Here is a 19,885-nt window from a genome sequence, read left to right as displayed (position 1 = left end):
GCCGCCATTTACGCCCATAATCTACGGTGACGTTCCTAACATTTCATAGTGATTAGCAACAGCTTGGTGCCCGACAGCTTATGCACCAGTACATCTCTTTTACTTGCCAATATGGCAATGCTGAGGCTTTCCTAGCAATCTTTATAGTTTTAACAGCTCAGTCCCCACTGGTCGAAGCAATTCTTCCTCTAAAATAACGAAGTACAGCTTGCACCAGTGCATCTGACGCCCGCTCACGCCATTCCTTGGACCCAAGCTGCTTCTCATCCTCCTGATTGGACAAAAAGCCAACTTCCACCAAGACGGACGGTACATCCGGACTGCGCAATACCTGAAAACCGGCTGCGCGCAATGGATTATTAATAACCTGCGTCGCGCTTTTCAACTCTTCCACAGCCAATCTTGCAAAATGAATTGAGAAGTTTTTTGTTTCCCTGCGTGAAAGCTCAACAAGAATGTCTGAGACTTCCGCAGGTTCTTCGGAAAGGTCTATGCCCGCAAGCACATCAGAGCGGTTCTCCCGATCTGCCAAAGCAGCCGCCATAGCATCACTTGCGCGCTCTGAGAGCGTATAAACGGAAGCGCCGCGAGTTATTTCCGCGCCCGAGCGCACAGAATCAGCATGAACCGAGATGAAAAGATCCGCCTTTAGTTCATGACCAATCTGGCGCCGCCCCCGCAACGGAATAAACAGATCCTCCTCCCGCGTTAAATGCACTGTGAATAAACCTTGTTCTTCCAGCTTTGCCTTCAGGTGCCGAGCAAATTCAAGCACAACGTCCTTTTCCAGCGTCCCCTTAATGCCAGTCGCTCCTGCGTCGATTCCACCGTGGCCCGGATCAATAACAATAACCGGGCGGTTAGCAGCTGTCTGCTCCTTTGGAACCTCTTGAGCAGACCTATCGGCGGCGACTGGAACCGGAACCCGAATACCGCTCAAAGGGCTTTGATCCACAAAAAGATCATGGGATGTATCCAGCAGTTCCATCACCAACCTGGCGGAGCGCCCCTCCTGCTCAGGTAGAAAAGATAGTTTTTCCACAATCGCCGGATGATTCAAATCCAGAACAATACGCGATTTTCCTTTGGAAATCTGACCATAACGCCAGGAATCGATCAGCCCCTCCCCCTTGGTGGAGCGGTCAGGATCAACCTGAAAACGCAGCTCCGGTAGGTCAACAATAATTCTGTAGGGGTTTGCCAGAAAGGAGACGCGGTAGTTCACATCCCCATTTGTTTCCATAGTAAAGCGTGTACGCTCCCCTTCCATTTTCACAGTGCCGGAGGTGACTTCCAACACGTCCTGACCCGCAGCAAAGCTGGATTTTGCCCAGCCAGCTTGAGCAAGCAGGAGGGTAAGCAGCGTAAGCGCAATATACTGTGTTACCGCTGAATGCAGTTTTTGAAACTTCCAATGCTGTATCATAAGCCCGTTTTACGATGTTTTCGGCAATCTGCCAGACCATAGCAAAAACCTTCGAGAACTTTAAGCTCTCATTAGCACTGGGAAACGGACTGTGAACCACAGTGGGAATAGATTTCCATAAGCTTGCTAAATCTGAATTCTAATCGTAAAAGAAAACTATAAGTTTCTGGCTGTGAACGCATTATGCACTCCCAGCCGCTCCCTTAAACTGAGCATTTCGCCAAGAATTCTGGGTGTATTTGCAAATACAGGGGTGGGCTTTTGAGCCCGAAATAACGCGAATCTTTTTGCGGTCCTGTCTCAGGTCTATTTATTAGAGGCATCTCCAGCAGAATGTTAAGCGTATGAAGACAAAGATGAACTATAAAGTTCACGGACGGTTTTTGCCCGTGAAAACTTGTAGATTAAGGTTTGGCCGGGTTTAGCTTTCAGGTCCCAGTTATTGACCGGCTCCCCGCCGCCGAACCAATGAGTTTTGCAGCACTTAGATTGCTGTTTGCCCGTCAACCAGAAGGTTGATGGTGGTCACATAAAGGCAGAAGGTTTGTTTAAGAAACGCGCATTGTTAAATGGAATAGGCTCAATCGGCAGTAACCGCGGAATTTTTGCGGATTACGCTGGCATGGCCGCGCGTCACCTCTGCTCTTTCGCAATATTACACTTCAAAAACAATGCAATCGCCGCCGGAACGTTGACGAAACAGGACGTCCTGCGCCGTTCTGGAAGGCTGATTGCGAGGATCGTACTACATGGCAAACAAGATGCTGATAGACGCGGCCCACCCGGAAGAGACCCGGGTTACGGTCGTTCGTGGGAATCGGGTTGAGGAATTCGACTTTGAAGCTGCCAACCGCAGGCAGCTTCGTGGAAATATATATCTAGCCAGAGTAACAAGGGTTGAACCTTCCCTTCAGGCGGCTTTTGTTGAATACGGTGGTAACCGCCACGGCTTTCTCGCATTCAGCGAAATCCATCCCGATTACTATCAACTCCCAAAAGCCGACCGTGAGGAGCTGGAGCGCCAGCTTGCTGCTGAGGCTGAAGCCAACCAAAAAGAGCGCGAGCGCCGCGAGCGGGAAGAAGCGGAAAGAGCAAAAACTGCTGCAGATGCTGAAAACGCTGAAAACTCTGAGGATGACGACGAAAATGCTGAGGAGCTGGATGCTGCACTCTTGGCAAGTTTGGACGCACCCTTTGAAGAGCATGCAGTAGAAGAGATTGTCCCTGACCCTGAAGAGGGAGAGAGTGAAGGCGAAGAGCCGCACAAAACTGCTGCTTCTTCCGCTAGTCTTGATGCAACCGCTTCCCAGACACACGGCGAAGCGGAAACTGGGGGGGAGGACGACGACACCTCTTCGCGAGACGCAAAATCAGAAGGTGATGCGCCAGAGGTCCGCAGTGAAACACGCATTCGCCGTCTGCGCGATCGCTATAAGATCCAAGAGGTTATCAAGCGTCGTCAGCTGTTGGTTGTTCAAGTTGTCAAGGAAGAGCGTGGCAACAAGGGCGCTGCTTTGACCACTTATATGTCTCTGGCTGGTCGTTACTCTGTCTTGATGCCAAACACAGACCGTGGCGGCGGGATCTCCCGTAAGATCACCAAGCCAACTGACCGCAAGAGACTGAAGCAGATTGCCGGTGAGTTGAACGTTCCTGAAGGTATGGGCGTTATTTTGCGCACAGCAGGCGCCAGCCGGACGAAAGCGGAAATCAAACGCGACTTTGAATACCTCATGCGCCTTTGGGAAAACGTACGCGAGTTAACCTTGAATTCTGCTGCGCCAACCTTGGTCTATGAAGAAGGCAGCCTTGTAAAGCGCGCTATCCGCGACCTTTACAACAAAGACATTGATCAGGTTATTGTGTCTGGTGAAATCGGTTACCGTGAAGCGAAAAACTTCATGCGTATGCTGATGCCAAGCCATTCCAAAAACGTTCAACCTTACCGGGATGCCACACCGATCTTCACACGTTACAGTGTTGAAGCTCAACTGGATGCCATGTTCTCCCCGCAAGTGACTTTGAAGTCCGGCGGCTATATCGTCATTAACCAGACAGAAGCTCTGGTCTCCGTTGATGTGAACTCAGGCAAGTCAACCAGAGAGCAGAACATTGAGGACACGGCTCTTGCCACCAATATGGAAGCTGCGGAAGAAATTGCCCGCCAGCTTCGTCTGCGAGACCTTGCTGGCCTTGTTGTTATTGATTTCATTGATATGGAAGAAAGCCGCAACAACCGCTCTGTGGAACGCAAACTGAAAGAATGCTTGAAAGCAGACCGCGCCCGCATTCAGGTTGGACGCATCTCGCACTTCGGCCTTTTGGAAATGTCTCGCCAGAGATTGCGCACAGGTGTTCTGGAAAGCTCTTCCTCACCTTGCCCGCACTGTCACGGCTCCGGCATTGTCCGCTCTGTTGAATCCGTTGCCCTTTACATTTTGCGTGCACTGGAAGACCAGCTGCTGCGCGGCGCAACACACAACATCACGGTCAACACACCGACCGATGTCGCTCTTTATATCCTGAACCAGAAGCGTGGCCACATCACCGAGCTGGAAAAGCGTTTCGGGCTCAGCATTACTCTTGCAGCAGATGACAGCGTCAGCGGTCAGCACTTCACGCTGGAACGTGGTGAGCTGGCAACTCCTGTTCACCTTCCTGCAGAAGACAAAGCTTCTGTTCAACCTGACACCCTGCTCATTCCAGAGGAAGAGAGTGAGGGCGAAGAAGAGAACGAAACTGAAGATTCTACAGAAGAAGAGCAGAAGCCAACTGAACGTCGCCGTCGCCGTCGCCGTCGCCGTCGTGGCAGCCCTGCATCTTCCGAAGAGGACATCTCAGATACACAGCAAGGTGAAGAAACTGACGAAGACGCCCCTGCTCTGGCAGCAGAAGGTGAGCAGACAGACGAAGCAGCTGAAAACGCTGGCGAAGACGCCTCTAGCGAGGAACAAAGTTCAGATGATGAAGACAGCGACTACCGTCGTCGCAGACGGCGCGGAAGACGTGGTGGCCGCCGTTCTCGCAAACCTTCTCAAGATGAAGCAGAAGCAACACAAGAGTCTGCCTCTGAAGGCGAAACAGCCCCTGTAAGCTCCGAAGGTGAGACAAAAGAAGTAAGCCCGGCTCCCGAGCAAGCGTCAACTCCTCAAGAGCAAACGCAAAGCACAGAAGCGGTGACTTCTGCAAGTGCTGAAGCCGAAGCGTCTGAAGCATCTGCTGAGGCGGGTGAACAGGCTGAAGCTAAACAGGAGGACAGACGTCGTCCACGCCCTAGAAGGCGCCCACGCAGAGCCCCTGCGAGAGCCGCTGAAAGTGCCGCGCAAGATTCTGAAATCACAGAATCCGCTCCTGCACCAGAAGCCGCGCCTGCAGCTGAGGCTGCACCGGCATCAGATGTCTCTTCTCCTCAGGCAAGTGAAGAAGCAGCTGCGCCCAAGCCAAGAACGCCGCGCCCCCGCAGACGCCCAACGTCTTCACGGCCACGGCAACCTCGCGAGACAACTCCGGCAAAAGCTGAAGGTGCGCCAGCGTCCAGCACACAAAGCGTACCTGTAAAAGAAGTTAAAACCGAAACAGCGAAACCGGCACCAGAGCCCAAGCAGGTGGCCCCGGCGCCACAAAAAGCTGCTCCAGTGGTCACCAGTGAAAAGGTTGCACCAAAGCCTGCAGGCACTCCGGAAAAATCCGGTAACCAGCCCAAAAGCGGCTGGTGGCAGCGAAGGTCTTTCTTCTAAAAAAACACGAGGGCGGCGAAAGCCGCCCTTTTTCTTTGCCTAAAATTTTTAAAAAGTGCCCTCACTCATTTGATTCGCAGCATTTCAAAGCCACATTGGGCTTGGCCTCTTTTATAAGTCACTCCAAAACATGAATTTAAGCATTTGTATTTGCTTGCTTATTCTAGTTTTTCACAGCACATTAAAAACCTCCCCCCCACTGCCCCAATTCAGCCTTGCTCGGATGGTTAAGCCTTCATTGAAGGGATATGGTGTAAACAACTAAAACGTTTGGTTATGCCAGAGGGCTATACAGGGGGGCGTGTTTTGCTGAAATCTATCTGCTCAACATTTCGATTCAATTACTCGGTAAAAGACTTGGTGCCCAAACTGGCCCGAAGTTCAGTCGCATCTGTAACGGCGCTCTCTCTCCTTTTTTCAGGGCTACCGCTCTCTAGCGCACAGGCGCAGTCCAAAGTGCCGCTGGTACGCGATGCGGAGACGGAAAACCTGCTGAGAGACTACGCCCGCCCAGTTTTTAGAGCCGCTGGCCTGCCCGCCAACCAAGTTGAGATCATCCTCGTTAACGACAAGAGCTACAACGCCTTTGTCCCGGACAGCCGGAGAATGTTCATCAACGTCGGCGTGGTCATGACCGCCAAGACCCCAGAGGAAGTTATCGGCGTCATCGCTCACGAAACCGGCCATATCACGGGTAACCATCTCGTTCGCATGCGTCAGGCGGCGGCAAATGCCCGCGTCATTTCAGTAATCGGTATGATCTTGGGTGCTGGCGCCGCGGCTGCAGGTGTTTCGGCAGGAAGCAGTGCTGTTGCACAAGGCGGCGCTGCCGCCGCTATGGGAGGTGGGAGCCTCGCACAAAGAACATTTCTGGCCTATAAGCGCTCGGAAGAATCTGCTGCCGACCAAGCTGCTCTCAAATATCTGGAACGCACAGGTACCTCGCCAAAAGGAATGCTGACCTCCTTTGAGAGAATGGCAGACGCTGCTTTATTTTCCGCACGTTATGCGGACCCTTATGCTATCAGTCACCCGATGCCGCGTGATCGCTTCAACGCCCTTCAGGTGAAAGCAAAGAAAAGCCGTCACTTCAACAAGAAGGTTCCCTCACAGCTCCAGCAGCGCCACGATATGGTGCGGGCAAAGCTTGCCGCGTTCACATCCCATCCAAAATCGACTTACCGGCTCTACCCCCGCTCCAACAAATCGCTCCCCGCCCAATACGCGCGCGCGGTTGCCACCATGAAATCTTCCAGTGGCAAGAAGGCAGCAAGAGCCATTGACAAACTCATAGCGCAGCAGCCCAACAATCCGTATTTCTATGAATTGAAGGGGCAGGCTCTTCTTGAAGGTGGAAATCCGGCTGCCGCCATTGCACCATTCAAAAAAGCCCTGTCTTACATGCCGCGCAACCCGCAGCTGGAAATTTGGCTTGGCTTTGCTCTCGTTGCCTCTGAGAACCCGCAGTATCTGCCGGAGGCCAAGAGAATACTGACAACCGCTCTCAGGCGTGATCCGAACTCCCACATTGGTTACACCCAACTGGCCATTGCGTACGGGCGCACAGGCGATACCGCTATGGCAGATCTTTCGACTGCCAAAAGCCTGCTTGCCAGAGGAAACCTGAGAAGTGCCCAACAATATGCGGCTAGAGCAAAAAAGAAGATGAAAACCGGCTCCATTTCATGGCAACAGGCCGATGACATCCTATCTTATAAAGTCAACAGGGCTTTGCGCTAGCTTTGATATGAGGTAAACAGTGCCAATTGGCACTATGGAGATAGAATGAATAAGCACGTTCGCAATGTACTCTCCGGCTGTGCAGTTATGCTTTTGCTCCCGTCGATTTCGGCGGGCGCTGCAGAAACTGCCCCCGACAAAGAGGCCGTAGAAAAGATCGTACGCGAGTACCTTCTGGAGAACCCGCAGGTCATTGCTGAAGCCTTGACTGTTTTGGAGGAGCAGCGTGTCGCGCAGGAAGAACAGGCCCGTAAAACGGCAATGTCCCAAGTCTCAGAGCTTCTGTTCAATTCCGAAAACCAAGTCACTCTTGGGAACCCTGATGGGGATGTAACCCTTGTCGAGTTCTTCGATTACAATTGCGGTTACTGTAAACGTGCTCTTGGCGATACATTCCGTTTGATTGAAGAGGATAAAAATCTCCGCGTCGTTCTGAAGGAGTTTCCTGTTTTGGGACAACCTTCCGTGGAGGCTGCGACAGTTGCCATTGCCCTGAACCAGATCGCCCCCGAGAAGTATGAGGAATTCCATAGCCTCATGCTCTCCTCCAGAGGCCGTGCCAACAAGCAGTCCGCTTTGGATACAGCAAAGTCAATTGGCGTGGATACAGTTCGACTTCAAGAGGCAATCGACGCAGGCGTTGCACAGGCTACACTTCAGGAAGTCTACAGTATTGCAGGTACTCTTGGCCTCACCGGCACCCCCTCCTACGCAATTGGAGATGAAGTTGTTGTGGGCGCAGTTGGGTACGACACTTTGAAGAAGAAAATTGAAGCTGAACGTCAATAAGGTGCCCAAGTAACAAAAAGGGCAAATTATCCGGCGAAAAACTTTAAGTTCTGCGTTTAGAAGCGGGTTTGGGTCTTTTCCTTAATCCGCTCTGAATTTATAAGGTTCCAACTGCTGACAACTCGTAGTTCTAGGGGAGTTCATTTAAAAGTAGGAAATTTCTTGATTTTCCTGGGAACTGCTGGTCTGCCAATAATTTGGCACTTATGAACCTTGAGTTTTTGCAGGCTAAGGAGCGCTCCAAAGAGATCCACTTCAAATGAGTGTGAGCCTTTGGATAGCAGGGCTAATTTGAGCCTTCGGGCTCAAAATGCAATTGAGACCATAGACCTACTTCTCAGGTCCTTGGCAAAAAGAACACTGGTGCAACTATGGGCTTAACATCCTTCGGGCACTAGAGAAAAATAACACTCGTCTGCATACTGACTTCATTGTAGGCGGACACTTTATTTGATGGTGACTCTGGCTTCCGTTGCCTGAGCAACACAAACTGGACGATTAAACGATGACGAAACCAAAAAAGTTTGACCAGGATCTGATCCGTCAGCTCGCGACCCTTCTGGATGAAACGAATCTTACAGAAATTGAACTTGAGCAAAATGACTTCCGCGTTCGCGTCGCACGTCAGGCAGCAAACGGAGCCCAAACAATAGTTGCACCAGCAGCCGTTGCTCCAGCAGCAGTTTCCGCCCCAGCTCCAGTTGAGGTTGCGGTGTCAGCAGACCCAGCCAACCACCCTGGTGCCGTCCCATCTCCAATGGTTGGTACTGCTTACCTTGCGCCAGAGCCTGGTGCCCGTGCTTTTGTTGAGGTTGGTGCAAACGTTCGCGAAGGCGACACCTTGATCATCATTGAAGCGATGAAAACCATGAACCAGATCCCGGCACCAAAGTCCGGTCGCATCACTGCGGTTCTCGTCACGGATGGTCAACCTGTAGAATTTGGCGAACCTCTTGTCATCATCGAATAACGGACGGACTCCGATGTTTTCAAAGATCCTCATCGCAAACCGCGGCGAGATCGCACTTCGTATCCAGCGAGCTTGTAAAGAGCTGGGCATTTTGACTGTTGCTGTGCACTCCACAGCCGATCAGGATGCGATGCATGTGCGGCTTGCCGACGAAAGTGTCTGTATCGGTCCGCCCGTTGCCAGAGACAGTTATCTGAATATCCCGCAGATCCTTGCTGCCTGTGAAATCACAGGTGCAGATGCAGTGCACCCCGGTTATGGCTTCCTTTCCGAAAATGCCCGTTTTGCGGAGATCCTTGAAGCCCACGGCATTACCTTTATCGGCCCAACTTCCGACCATATACGGATTATGGGCGATAAGATCATGGCGAAAATCACAGCCAAAGAGCTTGGTATTCCAGTGGTTCCCGGTTCGGACGGCGGAGTGACACCGGACGATGATATTCATGCTATTGCCAATGAAATTGGATACCCTGTTCTCCTGAAAGCTGCCGCAGGTGGTGGTGGCCGTGGTATGAAGGTAGCCAAAACACCGGACGAGCTGGAAACCGCATTCTCCACCGCACGTTCAGAAGCCATGGCGGCTTTTGGTGACGATGCCATGTACATGGAAAAGTACCTTGGCAAGCCGCGTCATATCGAAGTGCAGGTTCTGGGTGATGGACAGGGAAATGCCATCCATCTGGGCGAACGCGACTGTTCACTGCAGCGCCGCCACCAGAAAGTGTTCGAAGAGTGCCCTTCCCCAGCCTTGAATGACGCTCAACGTCAGGAAATTGGTGAAATCTGCGCTGACGCCATGCGCAAGATGAAGTACCGCGGCGCCGGCACTGTTGAATTCCTCTATGAAAATGGCGGGTTCTATTTCATTGAAATGAATACCCGTTTGCAGGTGGAGCATCCTGTCACCGAGATGGTGACCGATATCGATCTGGTTCATGAGCAAATTCGCATTGCCAGTGGGGCGACTTTAGGCATCAGTCAAGAAGATATCCGTTTCACGGGTCATGCCATTGAGTGCCGCATTAACGCAGAACATGCACGCACGTTCACACCTTCCCCAGGCAAGATCACCTATTACCACCCACCGGGCGGTCTGGGTGTGCGCGTGGATTCTGGTGTCTATCAAGGCTACAAAATTCCGCCATACTATGACAGCTTAATCGGAAAGCTCGTGGTACATGGACGTACGCGTCTTGAATGCATGATGCGCCTGCGCCGCTGTTTGAGTGAATTTGTGGTAGATGGTATTGAAACAACAATCCCGCTCTTCAGGGAATTGATGGACAATCAGGACATCGCAAATGGAGCCTATGACATTCATTGGCTAGAAAAGTTCCTGGAGATGGAAAAGTCTCTATAAAGAACAAAGTGCTTAAAAGGTAGTTGGTGGACCATCCATGCTTTTGGAGATTACCCCGCAAGTTCTCTTGAAGGCATACGCCTGCGGCGTGTTTCCTATGGCTGAATCTGCTGAGGACCCAACACTTTTCTGGGTTGAACCCGAGCGGCGGGGCATCTTGCCGCTCGATCTTTTTTATGTCCCCTCCCGCTTGCGCCGTACAATCAGGTCAGACCGATTCCACATCAAAGTTTCGCAGGATTTTGCTGGTGTCCTCAACGGGTGTGCGGCTCCAGGTGCCGGGCGAAGCAATACATGGATCAACAGCGAGATCAGGCGCTTGTATTCCGCCCTCTTTCAACTGGGCCATTGCCATAGTGTCGAGGTCTATTTCAACGACAGGCTTGTTGGTGGTCTCTATGGCGTCAGCCTTGGCTCAGTATTTTTTGGGGAAAGCATGTTCTCTTTTGAAAGGGATGCTTCAAAGGTCGCACTGGCGTTTCTCGTTGCCCGCCTCATAAAGGGGGGGTATCAGCTGCTGGATACACAGTTCGTTACCGATCACCTTATGCAATTTGGCGCAGAAGAAGTACACCGGGACACCTACATACAAATGCTGGAGACCGCCTTGCAAAAGCAAGCGGACTTTTACCACCTTGCCGAAACAGCTACCGGCAAGGAAATTCTTCACATTATTGATGAGGCAAGTGCTCTAGAACCGTAGCGGATTCGGCCATGGAGCGGGAACTACACCAGAGCTGACGAAGTCTTTACCTGCCAGATAATCAACTTCCGGGGCATTAGCTACATCCGGCCCCTCGTAGTTCTCCGGCGGCGGCACGTCGGAATATTTCTTACACCCTACCAGCCATACGTCATAGACCGCATGCTCGATTGCGTGAACACCCGGATTTGCCGCAAACATCCAGCCGCCGAATATGCGCTGAACCTGATTGCCCAGTGTCACTTCATCGACTTCCAAAAAGGCCGTGGTTTTCGCGGTCTCTGTGGGCGGGCGTGTGTAGCAGACTTTGGGCGTTACCTGAAGCGCGCCAAATTGAACGGTCTCGCCCATATAAACGTCGAAGGAAATGAGACGGCCTGTCACCTTATCCAAGCCTTTGAACTCGGCAACAGGATTATCAATTTTTGCAGCCGCAGCCTCGCTGAGCCCGAAACCACCTGCCAATATAGCAAGGCTGGCGGCAACTGAAGCCTTCCATGAAAGTTGCTGCAATCTCTTAAACATACTTAACCATTCCGCGATGTAAACGATTCACCCGAATCTACCTTTAGTCTGTAGCAAAGGTGTATAAGCCCGAAAAGGTCATTTTGGGGCAAAACTGCCATAAACCCGATATAAAATAGAGGATTGCCACACCTCAATGCATATTCGCCGTAAAATTTAACCCAGTTGAATTCACTGGAACCCACGTAAAGGTTTATCTACAACAAATCTTCATACTTCAAAGAATAGCCTTTTTGGAGTGTATTTTATGGTCCCGTGTCCTCCCCGTACATCCATGCAAACCCTCATCGCACTTATTTTATGGGCATGTTCTGCTTTCATGTGTTTGGCACAGGAAACCACGGGTACTCAAAACGGCACCCCCTTCAAAGCAAAGCAACTTTCTCAACTGTATCAGGGCAACGCCAAAGCAATTGATTTTTTAGAACGTTACCCCCTCGCTCCCCTTGATACCAGCTCCCCCCGCGCCACGCTTGAAAGCTTTACCACCATCATGGATGAAGCTAGCAAGACCGTTCTGGAAGCCTATCAAAGGTCGAGCTTGTCTCCAATAAAAACGGGCGGTTCCCTAACTCCTTCGAGTGATGTGCAAGGCGATATACGGATCGCTCGGCTTCTTTTTAACAAAGCCACGGAAACTTTAAACCTCTCGCAAATACCTCAGGCTGAAAGACAGCAAACTGGCCTTGAAGTGGCTATGTTAATGAAGGAAGTGCTCGACAGGCTGCCCCTACCTGACCCTGAAAGTATTCCGGGCAAAGCAGCTGGTCTTTATGACTACAGCCAGAAAGATCTGCCGGATTCATGGCGAATTCCCTTCTCACGTATCATCATAGGTAAGCAAACAGAAGGTCCCAACGCAGGCAGTTACACCTTCACGCCCCAAACGGTGGCCGCCGCCTATAAGTTCTACAACTCCATAAAAGTACTTCCCAATAAACAAGGGAGTACTGATGATTTTTTCAATTTTTACAAGAGTAGCCCTGAAGGGCTTCTTCCTCCGGCGTGGTTCGAGCTTGTACGCCAGCAGGGAGACTGGATTATGCAAGAGTCCGGGGGGCTAGCCCTATGGCAATGGATTGGCTTAGCGGGCTCAACAGTGGTGGCCGTATTATTTTTATGGCTGCTCACCCGCATTATAGGCAGCAAAAGAAAGAAAACAGAACCATTTGGAAAGAAGCGTATTTCCTCCCTGTTGATGCCCGTCATTTGTCTTTCCACATTGCAAGCCTACCAGTATGTCGCCATAAATCAAATAAACGTAACCGGACAGGTTCGCACTGGCTTGAGCCTTTTTGTTGAAGCGGTTTCCTGGCTCGTCCTGTCTTTCATCGTCTACCGGCTCATTAACCTGATTGCCCAACACGCAATCACGCGCAATATCAATGCCAATAAGCTTGACCAGAGCATTTTACGAACCGGTTTTTACCTTTTGTCTATCGTGGCAGTTTTAGCAATACTTGCCATAGGTGCCACCCGGATCGGGATTCCTCTTTACGGAGTTATTGCGGGTTTGAGTGTAAGTGGCCTTGCTCTAGCACTTGCCGCCCAGCCCACCATGGAAAACCTTCTAGGTGGCATTAACTTGTATGCAGACGACATTCTCCGTATCGGGGATTTTTGTAAATTTGGCGAAACGATGGGAACTGTGGAGCAGATCGGCATCCGGTCCACGCGTATTCGCTCAAAAGACAGAACCCTCACAACCATTACCAATGCCGATCTGGCAAAGATGAAAATCACCAACTACACCAAACGTGATCGCAATTATATGCAACACATTATTGGTCTTCGATACGAAACCAGCCCGGACCAAATTCGCAAGATCCTGCTTGATATGCGCAACTACATTATCGCTCACCCCAAGACACTCACCCAGACTGTACGCGTAAGACTGGTGGAGTTTGCAGATTGTGCGTTAAATATAGAAGTCAAAGTGGAAATTAAAGAACCTTCCTATGATAAGTATCTAGGCATTCAAGAGGACATCCTTCTCTCTCTTTATGAAATCATAGAGGACAATGGTTCCGACTTTGCCTTCCCCTCCACCACCACTTATTTTGCCAAGGATACGGGCCTGAATGCCGAGCGAAAAGAGTTCGCAGAAGGTGTTATAAACAATCTGCGTTCAACCAGTGACCTCCCCTTTCCCGATACCCCCGAGATGATAACCAACGGACAGGAAAAAACTGGCTTCTGGCCCCCAAAAGACAGTGCACTACGTAAACTACAAGAAATATCCAAGAAGCTTCACGGGAAAGATAAGAGGTCTTCTAAACCTACTCCCAAAGACGGACAGTCTGCCGCTTAAAGCTCTGCGATATTTTATAGAAACACCTTAAAGCTATAACTGATTGTTTTTGCGCGTACCTTTTTCCAAAAACCGATCTCCCCTTTGCTGAGATCCGCTTTAGAGCGTGCTAAGTTTGATTGCATTCATTCAAACGATATGAATTCGCTTTAAATAAAGGGATTAGAGTGTGAGGTGTGAACGTGAATAATCCCAACACGCTCTAAAAACGAATAAAGGGCAAGACCATAAAGTAGGTCTCACCCTTTATTAGAGATGACGTTTTAGAGCCATGAGGGGTTGTGTTGAATCACCTAACCGCTTTAAATTATTCTAGAACACATCAACCCAATGCCGCCAAACGGGCCAAGGCTTCACCAACCTTGCCCTTACGCTCGGTCAGTTCGATGACTTTTTCTTTTTCACCCGCAACAACGTCTGCTGGAGCTTTTTCCACGAAGCGTGGGTTCTCGAGCTTTTTGCTGATCTTGGTTAATTCCGCTTCAATTTTGCCAAGGTCTTTTTCAAGACGGGCTTTTTCTGCGGATAGATCGATGACACCGGCAAGTGGCAAGCACACGGTTGCTTCACCCACAACGATCTGCGCCGAGCCCTGTGGTGCTTCATCTGCAACCGCCACAGATTCTGCGCGAGCATTTTTCATGATCGCAGCTTCGTGAATTGCCAGACGCTGCTTGGTAAGCTCTGAAGCCCCTGTCAGCACTACAGGCACACGCGCACCGGCTGGAACATTCATTTCAGAGCGTACGGAACGGATCTGGGAGATCATTTCCAAAAGCCAGTTGATTTCTTCAGCTGCCGCCGCGTCTTCACCAATTGGCTCCGGCCAGCGGGACAGCGCAAGGATGTTGTCGCGCTTGGTTACGCCATCGCCTTCAACAGTGCGCGACCACAGCTCTTCAGTAATGAACGGCATGAAAGGATGCAGAAGTTTGAGAATTTCATCGCGAACCCAAGCAGCAGTCGCACGGGTTTCACGCTTTGCTTCCTCATCATCTCCATTAAAGATCGGTTTGGCCAGCTCCAGATACCAGTCACAGAAGGTATTCCAGACAAAGCGATAGGCACCGCCTGCCGCATCATTAAAGCGGTAAGTATCAATAGCTTCGGAAACTTCGCGCACAGAGCGGCTCATCTCCGTCACGATCCAGCGGTTTACAGTCTGTTTTGCATGGGCGGGATCAAATCCTTCCACACGGTGACACTCGTTCATCTCGGCAAAGCGGCAAGCATTCCAGAGCTTTGTCGCGAAGTTACGGTAGCCCGCAACACGAGAGGTTGCCAGTTTGATATCACGGCCTTGAGCCGCCATTGCCGCGAGTGTGAAGCGCAGCGCGTCGGCGCCGTATTCTTCAACCAAAGCCAGCGGGTCAATCACATTGCCCTTTGACTTGGACATCTTGGCACCCTTTTCATCGCGAACAAGGGCGTGGATGTAAACCGTATCAAACGGTTCCGTCTTCATGTAGTGCTTGCCCATCATCATCATGCGGGCAACCCAGAAGAAGATGATGTCAAAGCCGGTTACGAGAACAGAAGTTGGATAGTAACGTGCAAGTTCGGGTGTCTTATCCGGCCAACCGAGCGTAGAGAATGGCCACAGGGCAGATGAGAACCATGTGTCCAGCACGTCTTCATCGCGGTAAAGGGCAATAGATGCGTCTTCACCAGCATCATGGCGGGCGATGGCATCGTTGGTCTCCAGAACCTCTACAGGCTTGCCATAGAAGGCCTTAGCCGCAGCGATAGCATCTTCTTCGCTCTTTTCAACGAAGATCTTACCTTCCGGGCCATACCATGCAGGGATGCGATGTCCCCACCACAGCTGACGGGACACACACCACGGCTGGATGTTTTCCATCCACTCATAGTAGGTCTTATCCCAGTTACTTGGCACGAACTTGGTACGCCCTTCACGCACAGACTCAAGAGCAGGCTTTGCCATTGTTTTGGCATCCACATACCACTGGTCGGTGAGCATAGGCTCGATTGGAACGCCGCCCCGGTCCCCATGAGGCACCATGTGGGCGTGATCGACAATCTCGTCCAGCAAGCCTTTTTCTTCCAGTGCGGAAACAATCAGCTTACGCGCCTTAAAGCGCTCCATACCGTGAACAGATTTGATGGTTGTCTTCAGTTCGTCAGTTTCAGAAAGCCCCTCAAGGAAATCGACATTCTCATCCAGAATGATATTGGCTTCCCGATCCATGATCGAAATCATACGCAGGTTATGACGCTTGCCGATATCAAAATCGTTGAAATCGTGAGCAGGTGTAACTTTCATGGCACCGGTACCGGTGTCCATTTCCACATAATCATCAGCAATGATCGGGATACGGCGGCCAACCAGCGGCAAAATGATTTCTTTGCCCTGAAGAGAGGCAAAGCGCTCATCATCAGGGTGAACGATAACAGCCGTATCACCCAGCATGGTCTCCGGGCGTGTGGTGGCGATGACAATGTAGTCGCGCTTTTCAAAGGCGGTTGGCTTACCGTCTTCGTCAAACTCCACCGGATAGTCAAAGGTCACACCATCAGCCAGTGGATAGCGGAAGTGCCACATCTTGCCTTTGGTTTCAAACTGTTCAACTTCCAAATCGGAAATAGCGGTGAGCAATTTCGGATCCCAGTTCACTAAGCGCTTGTCTTTATAGATCAAGCCTTCTTTATGCAGGGAAACAAAGACCTCAAGAACGGCTTTGGAGAGCCCTTCATCCATGGTGAAGCGTTCGCGGGACCAGTCACAAGAGGCGCCAAGGCGTTTGAGCTGGTTGAAAATCATCCCACCGGATTCGTTCTTCCACTTCCACACGCGTTCAACAAAGGCTTCACGGCCAATATCACGCCGACCGATATTACCGCCGTCAGCGGCCATCTGGCGCTCAACAACCATCTGGGTTGCAATACCCGCGTGGTCCATACCCGGCTGCCAGAGAACATCGCGCCCGCGCATACGCTGGTAGCGAACCAGAATGTCTTGCAAAGTGTTGTTCAGCGCATGGCCCATATGAAGAGAGCCTGTCACGTTGGGGGGCGGAATCACGATGGAATAAGTAGCAGCGCCGTCTACAGCGCCTGCACCAGCCTTAAATGCTCCGGCTTTTTCCCATGTCTCGTAAATCCGCGGTTCAACAGAGCCCGCCTCATATGTCTTGTCCAGCATAATTCTTTTCTTCCAAATTCGAAGGTTGCCACGGTGTAAACCGGATTGGGGCTCCACTGTCAACTCCATGACACTGGGAGGATGCACCTTTGCAAGCTATATAAACGGGTTCATTCTTTACAATTGGAAATTCTTGGATCAAAAGCCCAGTTACGCTCGCCATTTTTACACTCAGCAACACCATCAAGCCGGTAAAGCACGAATCTAATTCTTCTATCCACCTAACGAAAAAAGGGGCCGAAGCCCCCTTTAAAATTTCACTTAAGCTGTAAACTAGCGTCCATCAGGAGTGCGTAAACCCAGCCATTTATCGCGAACTTGATTGTAATGCTCAGAAGCATCGTAGCGCGGACCAGTCAAGTTAAGCTGATCGTAGGTCAAATGCCCAACAGAGGAGAGCAGAGTGTAAGCGGCGACAACTTTGTTACGCTGAGCTGTCACCAGTGTTACGCGCGCATCAACAAGATCACTTTGAGAATCCAGCACATCCAATGTGGTGCGCTGACCAACCCGTTGCTCTTCAATCACGCCTTCCAGCGCCAGCCGGGCTGCTGCAACTTCCACTTCAGCTGCCGAGATAGACGCTATCGCCGAATTCAGGGAGCCCCATGCAGAGATCGCCCTTGCGCGAATTTCATCACGCGCCACATCCACAAGGATCTGCGTCTGACCCAAATCTTCTTTAGCCTGCCGCACGGTGGAGGATACATAACCAGCCTGATAAATAGGAACGGTGAGACGGCCATAAACAGAAGCTGTTCTGGTTTCCGATCCGCCGTTTCCGCTAGCGCTCGCTGGAATGGTATTTTTATTGTAGGAGAGGTTTCCTTCCAAAGACAACTCGGGAAGCAACTGTCCTTCTGTGGATTTCACTGCGAAAAGCGCGGCATCCACTGTATGCAAAGCAGCCCGAATGGAGGGATGTTCCTTTTGCCCGACAGACACAACCGAAGAAACGGTCTTCGGCAAAAGCGAAGCCACATTGGTGTTCGCACTCAACCTTTTAGGATCTTCTCCAACAACCTGAACAAAAAAGGCTCGGCTGGCATTAAGCTGCGCCAAAGCCTGATTGAGGGAAGATTCAGAACTGGCGCGGCCAGCTTCGGACTGTGCCACATCGGTTCTAGTGCCTTCACCCACAGCAAAGCGGTCCTTTGTTGCCCTCAGGTTTTCGTCCTGAAAGCGCAAATCGCTGCGGTAAAGGGAAACAAGAGCTGTATCGCGGATCACATCCATGTAGGCCGTAACCGCATTCAGCAGCGTAGACTGCTCCGTCGCTTTCAATTCTTCCCGCTGAGCCAACACAATTGCCTCGGCTTGGCGAGTGGAGTTCACCGTCTGGAAACCACGAAAAATCGTTTGCGTTAGCTGGGCCGCAACCGTGTAGTCATTATATGACTGCGATAGATTAGTGCTACGCGGGAGGTCATTGAAATTAACTTTACGATGGATATGCCCAATACTTGCAGATCCATACAATGTTGGCCGCCAGCCAGAAAGAGCCTGCGGTACGTTTTCATCATAGCTGCGAAGCTGTGCACGGGCCGCATTCAATGACGGGTTGTTCTGGTATGTGAGAGACAGCGCTTCATTGATCGACAAGGCACTTGCAGACCCACCACCTGATAAGACCATGAATCCAGCCAGGGCGGCTGCTTTAATCTTCAAGGAAACCACTATTAAAGCCCCAATTCCAACGGTTGCACCGTTAACGCTTTTAGCGCGAGTTTAAACTATTCCAAATCACTATATAGCTTCTAAAGCAAGTCTACGAAATGGATCCTTGGTTAATTCAAAAAGAAACTTCTAAAGTGGTGAAAACGAGCAACAATCAAGAAAAAAGCTCGGCCCCAGAGAAACCCCTAAATTTAATAACCAAATATTAACAGGGAATTATTGCGAAATTTCCTCGCAATACAACCCCCACCAAAAGAAACGCATCATTCTATAGGTGAAAAATAAAATTCCACCATCTAATTCAGCAGTTTAGCAGCAGCGCTTTCTAGAATTTAAATTCCAGTTCCTGCTCGAATCCCGGCAGGTGCGGCGCATTTGCATTAAAACCAAAGCGTGATGATACTGTTCCCGCACTTTTTTGGTAAAGGTTGGCAACCCCTGCCCCGCCAAGACCTTCAACAGCAACAAGACGACCACCATCTTTCAGCTGTTCAAACAGCTCCGAGGAAATCTCTTCCACGGCACCATCTACAAAAATCACGTCGTATGGGGCTTCAGCCGGATAGCCAAGTTTGTGGGTAGCCTCGACCACGGCAGCATTTTCTATACCTGTCTCCACAAGATTCCGGCTCGCAATCTCCACAAGCTTCGCATCCTGCTCAATCCCGACAACCGAGTCGCACAGTTTGGAAATTACAGAAACACCATATCCACTGGATGCACCGACAACAAGAACCACATCATCCTTGGCAAATGCAGCCAACTGGACCATCTTGCCAAAGATATGCGGCTTGGCGCTCTTGCGCGAGCCATCATCCAAAACAGGCAGATCCTCATCGATATAGGCCAAAGAGCGCTTATCTTCGGGAACGAAATGCTCGCGAGCAACCTCTCCCATGGCACCAAGAATTCTCAGGTCCGTGATATCATTGGTCCGCAACTGGTTATCAACCATTTTCGTGCGGAGCTGTGCGTAGTCAACCATAACGCCCTCAATCCCAAATTAGATAGTTATGCGTTCAATATCGCTCTCGAAGCCGAATGACAAGCGAACTTGCCATGAAATCTACCTCAAATGGCAAGTCAACAAACAGCTTGCTTTATATGAGGCTTTACAAGGCCTTAACGGAAGAGGCATTACACATACTCCGCAAGCTTCCCTTTTTGGCAGGCTTGAAGCGGTGGAAAAGTGCATTTTACACAAGCCTTACGCCAGTTTTTTGCAAAAGCGCTTGGCTAACAGGCAAAAATACCGCAAAGCCTCCCGCACCACTGGTTAGGCATCGTGGCAGAGTGGTAACGCAACGGATAGCAAATCCACTACACAGATAATTTTAAGTGTCTGTAATTACATAAAAAACCCCCATTTTCATATTGCCAAAAAGTACCCATTTAAGCCCTGTTTGAGCGTCATTTACCTAACATTCCCCTTCCAAAGCCCGCTCTTATCGTTGTGCTGAACTCAATAGAAACTCATTAGA

At 50.6% G+C, this 19,885-nt stretch carries 13 protein-coding genes; 8 read left to right on the top strand and 5 right to left on the bottom strand.

The annotated features are described in order from the left end of the window. Window positions 1-157 precede the first annotated feature (157 nt). The gene (locus tag P6574_RS07475; RefSeq protein ID WP_310619738.1) at window positions 158-1,426 is read right to left on the bottom strand and encodes an N-acetylmuramoyl-L-alanine amidase; all 1,269 of its coding nucleotides are present in this window, start codon (window positions 1,424-1,426) and stop codon (window positions 158-160) included. A 749-nt stretch (window positions 1,427-2,175) separates the two neighbouring features. On the opposite strand from P6574_RS07475, the gene P6574_RS07470 reads away from it, so the two are divergent. The 6 genes from P6574_RS07470 (at window position 2,176) to aat (ending at window position 10,728) form a co-directional block, all read left to right on the top strand. Further along, the gene (locus P6574_RS07470) at window positions 2,176-5,163 is read left to right on the top strand and encodes an Rne/Rng family ribonuclease (RefSeq protein WP_310619737.1); all 2,988 of its coding nucleotides are present in this window, start codon (window positions 2,176-2,178) and stop codon (window positions 5,161-5,163) included. A 276-nt stretch (window positions 5,164-5,439) separates the two neighbouring features. After that, a complete protein-coding gene (locus P6574_RS07465) occupies window positions 5,440-6,903 on the top strand; it encodes a M48 family metalloprotease (RefSeq protein WP_310619736.1) in 1,464 nt (487 codons plus the stop codon). Window positions 6,904-6,948: 45 nt separating this feature from the next. Continuing rightward, window positions 6,949-7,692 (top strand): DsbA family protein, encoded by a 744-nt coding sequence (locus P6574_RS07460; RefSeq protein ID WP_310619735.1) that lies wholly within the window; start codon window positions 6,949-6,951, stop codon window positions 7,690-7,692. 505 nt (window positions 7,693-8,197) lie between these two features. Further along, window positions 8,198-8,662: an acetyl-CoA carboxylase biotin carboxyl carrier protein gene (accB, locus tag P6574_RS07455; RefSeq protein WP_310619734.1), complete on the top strand. Its 465-nt coding sequence runs from the start codon at window positions 8,198-8,200 to the stop codon at window positions 8,660-8,662. A 13-nt stretch (window positions 8,663-8,675) separates the two neighbouring features. Further along, a complete protein-coding gene (gene accC / locus P6574_RS07450; RefSeq protein WP_310619733.1) occupies window positions 8,676-10,025 on the top strand; it encodes an acetyl-CoA carboxylase biotin carboxylase subunit in 1,350 nt (449 codons plus the stop codon). 37 nt (window positions 10,026-10,062) lie between these two features. After that, entirely contained in the window at window positions 10,063-10,728 is a 666-nt protein-coding gene (gene aat, locus P6574_RS07445; RefSeq protein ID WP_310619732.1) for a leucyl/phenylalanyl-tRNA--protein transferase, read from the top strand. On the opposite strand, the gene P6574_RS07440 is transcribed toward aat, so the two are convergent. Then, on the bottom strand, window positions 10,717-11,253 hold the full coding sequence (locus tag P6574_RS07440) for a DUF2155 domain-containing protein (RefSeq protein WP_310619731.1): 537 nt from the start codon (window positions 11,251-11,253) through the stop codon (window positions 10,717-10,719). The genes aat and P6574_RS07440 overlap by 12 nt on opposite strands. A 247-nt stretch (window positions 11,254-11,500) precedes the next feature. Between P6574_RS07440 and P6574_RS07435 the strand changes: the two genes are divergently transcribed. Further along, window positions 11,501-13,564 (top strand): mechanosensitive ion channel family protein, encoded by a 2,064-nt coding sequence (locus tag P6574_RS07435; protein ID WP_310619730.1) that lies wholly within the window; start codon window positions 11,501-11,503, stop codon window positions 13,562-13,564. Between the two features lie 322 nt (window positions 13,565-13,886). Here the strand turns inward: P6574_RS07435 and P6574_RS07430 are convergent, their stop codons facing one another. From P6574_RS07430 to P6574_RS07420, 3 genes are all read right to left on the bottom strand, one after another. Beyond that, window positions 13,887-16,727, bottom strand: coding sequence for a valine--tRNA ligase (locus tag P6574_RS07430; RefSeq protein WP_310619729.1), 2,841 nt, complete (start codon window positions 16,725-16,727; stop codon window positions 13,887-13,889). 273 nt (window positions 16,728-17,000) lie between these two features. Next, the gene (locus P6574_RS07425; RefSeq protein WP_310619728.1) at window positions 17,001-18,362 is read right to left on the bottom strand and encodes a TolC family outer membrane protein; all 1,362 of its coding nucleotides are present in this window, start codon (window positions 18,360-18,362) and stop codon (window positions 17,001-17,003) included. Between the two features lie 367 nt (window positions 18,363-18,729). Continuing rightward, the gene (locus P6574_RS07420; protein ID WP_310619727.1) at window positions 18,730-19,389 is read right to left on the bottom strand and encodes a protein-L-isoaspartate O-methyltransferase family protein; all 660 of its coding nucleotides are present in this window, start codon (window positions 19,387-19,389) and stop codon (window positions 18,730-18,732) included. A gap of 28 nt (window positions 19,390-19,417) precedes the next feature. Between P6574_RS07420 and P6574_RS07415 the strand changes: the two genes are divergently transcribed. Further along, window positions 19,418-19,684 carry a hypothetical protein gene (locus P6574_RS07415; protein WP_310619726.1) on the top strand — a complete coding sequence of 89 codons (267 nt, stop codon included), beginning with the start codon at window positions 19,418-19,420 and terminating at the stop codon, window positions 19,682-19,684. The last annotated feature ends 201 nt before the right edge of the window (window positions 19,685-19,885 follow it).

Source organism: Pseudovibrio sp. M1P-2-3, from assembly GCF_031501865.1.
GTDB lineage: Bacteria > Pseudomonadota > Alphaproteobacteria > Rhizobiales > Stappiaceae > Pseudovibrio > Pseudovibrio corallicola.
Note: the sequence above shows the minus strand (reverse complement) of the source record. Positions and strands in the feature narration are given on the sequence as shown.

Excerpts from the sequence above, each read along its gene's own strand:
- P6574_RS07420 (WP_310619727.1), bottom strand. The coding sequence starts at position 19,389 with ATGGTTGACTACGCACAGCTCCGCACGAAAATGGTTGATAACCAGTTG.
- accC (WP_310619733.1), top strand. The coding sequence starts at position 8,676 with ATGTTTTCAAAGATCCTCATCGCAAACCGCGGCGAGATCGCACTTCGT.
- P6574_RS07465 (WP_310619736.1), top strand. The coding sequence starts at position 5,440 with ATGCCAGAGGGCTATACAGGGGGGCGTGTTTTGCTGAAATCTATCTGC.
- P6574_RS07470 (WP_310619737.1), top strand. The coding sequence starts at position 2,176 with ATGGCAAACAAGATGCTGATAGACGCGGCCCACCCGGAAGAGACCCGG.
- aat (WP_310619732.1), top strand. The coding sequence starts at position 10,063 with ATGCTTTTGGAGATTACCCCGCAAGTTCTCTTGAAGGCATACGCCTGC.
- P6574_RS07425 (WP_310619728.1), bottom strand. The coding sequence starts at position 18,362 with ATGGTCTTATCAGGTGGTGGGTCTGCAAGTGCCTTGTCGATCAATGAA.
- P6574_RS07440 (WP_310619731.1), bottom strand. The coding sequence starts at position 11,253 with ATGTTTAAGAGATTGCAGCAACTTTCATGGAAGGCTTCAGTTGCCGCC.
- P6574_RS07460 (WP_310619735.1), top strand. The coding sequence starts at position 6,949 with ATGAATAAGCACGTTCGCAATGTACTCTCCGGCTGTGCAGTTATGCTT.
- P6574_RS07415 (WP_310619726.1), top strand. The coding sequence starts at position 19,418 with ATGCGTTCAATATCGCTCTCGAAGCCGAATGACAAGCGAACTTGCCAT.
- P6574_RS07475 (WP_310619738.1), bottom strand. The coding sequence starts at position 1,426 with ATGATACAGCATTGGAAGTTTCAAAAACTGCATTCAGCGGTAACACAG.
- accB (WP_310619734.1), top strand. The coding sequence starts at position 8,198 with ATGACGAAACCAAAAAAGTTTGACCAGGATCTGATCCGTCAGCTCGCG.
- P6574_RS07430 (WP_310619729.1), bottom strand. The coding sequence starts at position 16,727 with ATGCTGGACAAGACATATGAGGCGGGCTCTGTTGAACCGCGGATTTAC.
- P6574_RS07435 (WP_310619730.1), top strand. The coding sequence starts at position 11,501 with ATGGTCCCGTGTCCTCCCCGTACATCCATGCAAACCCTCATCGCACTT.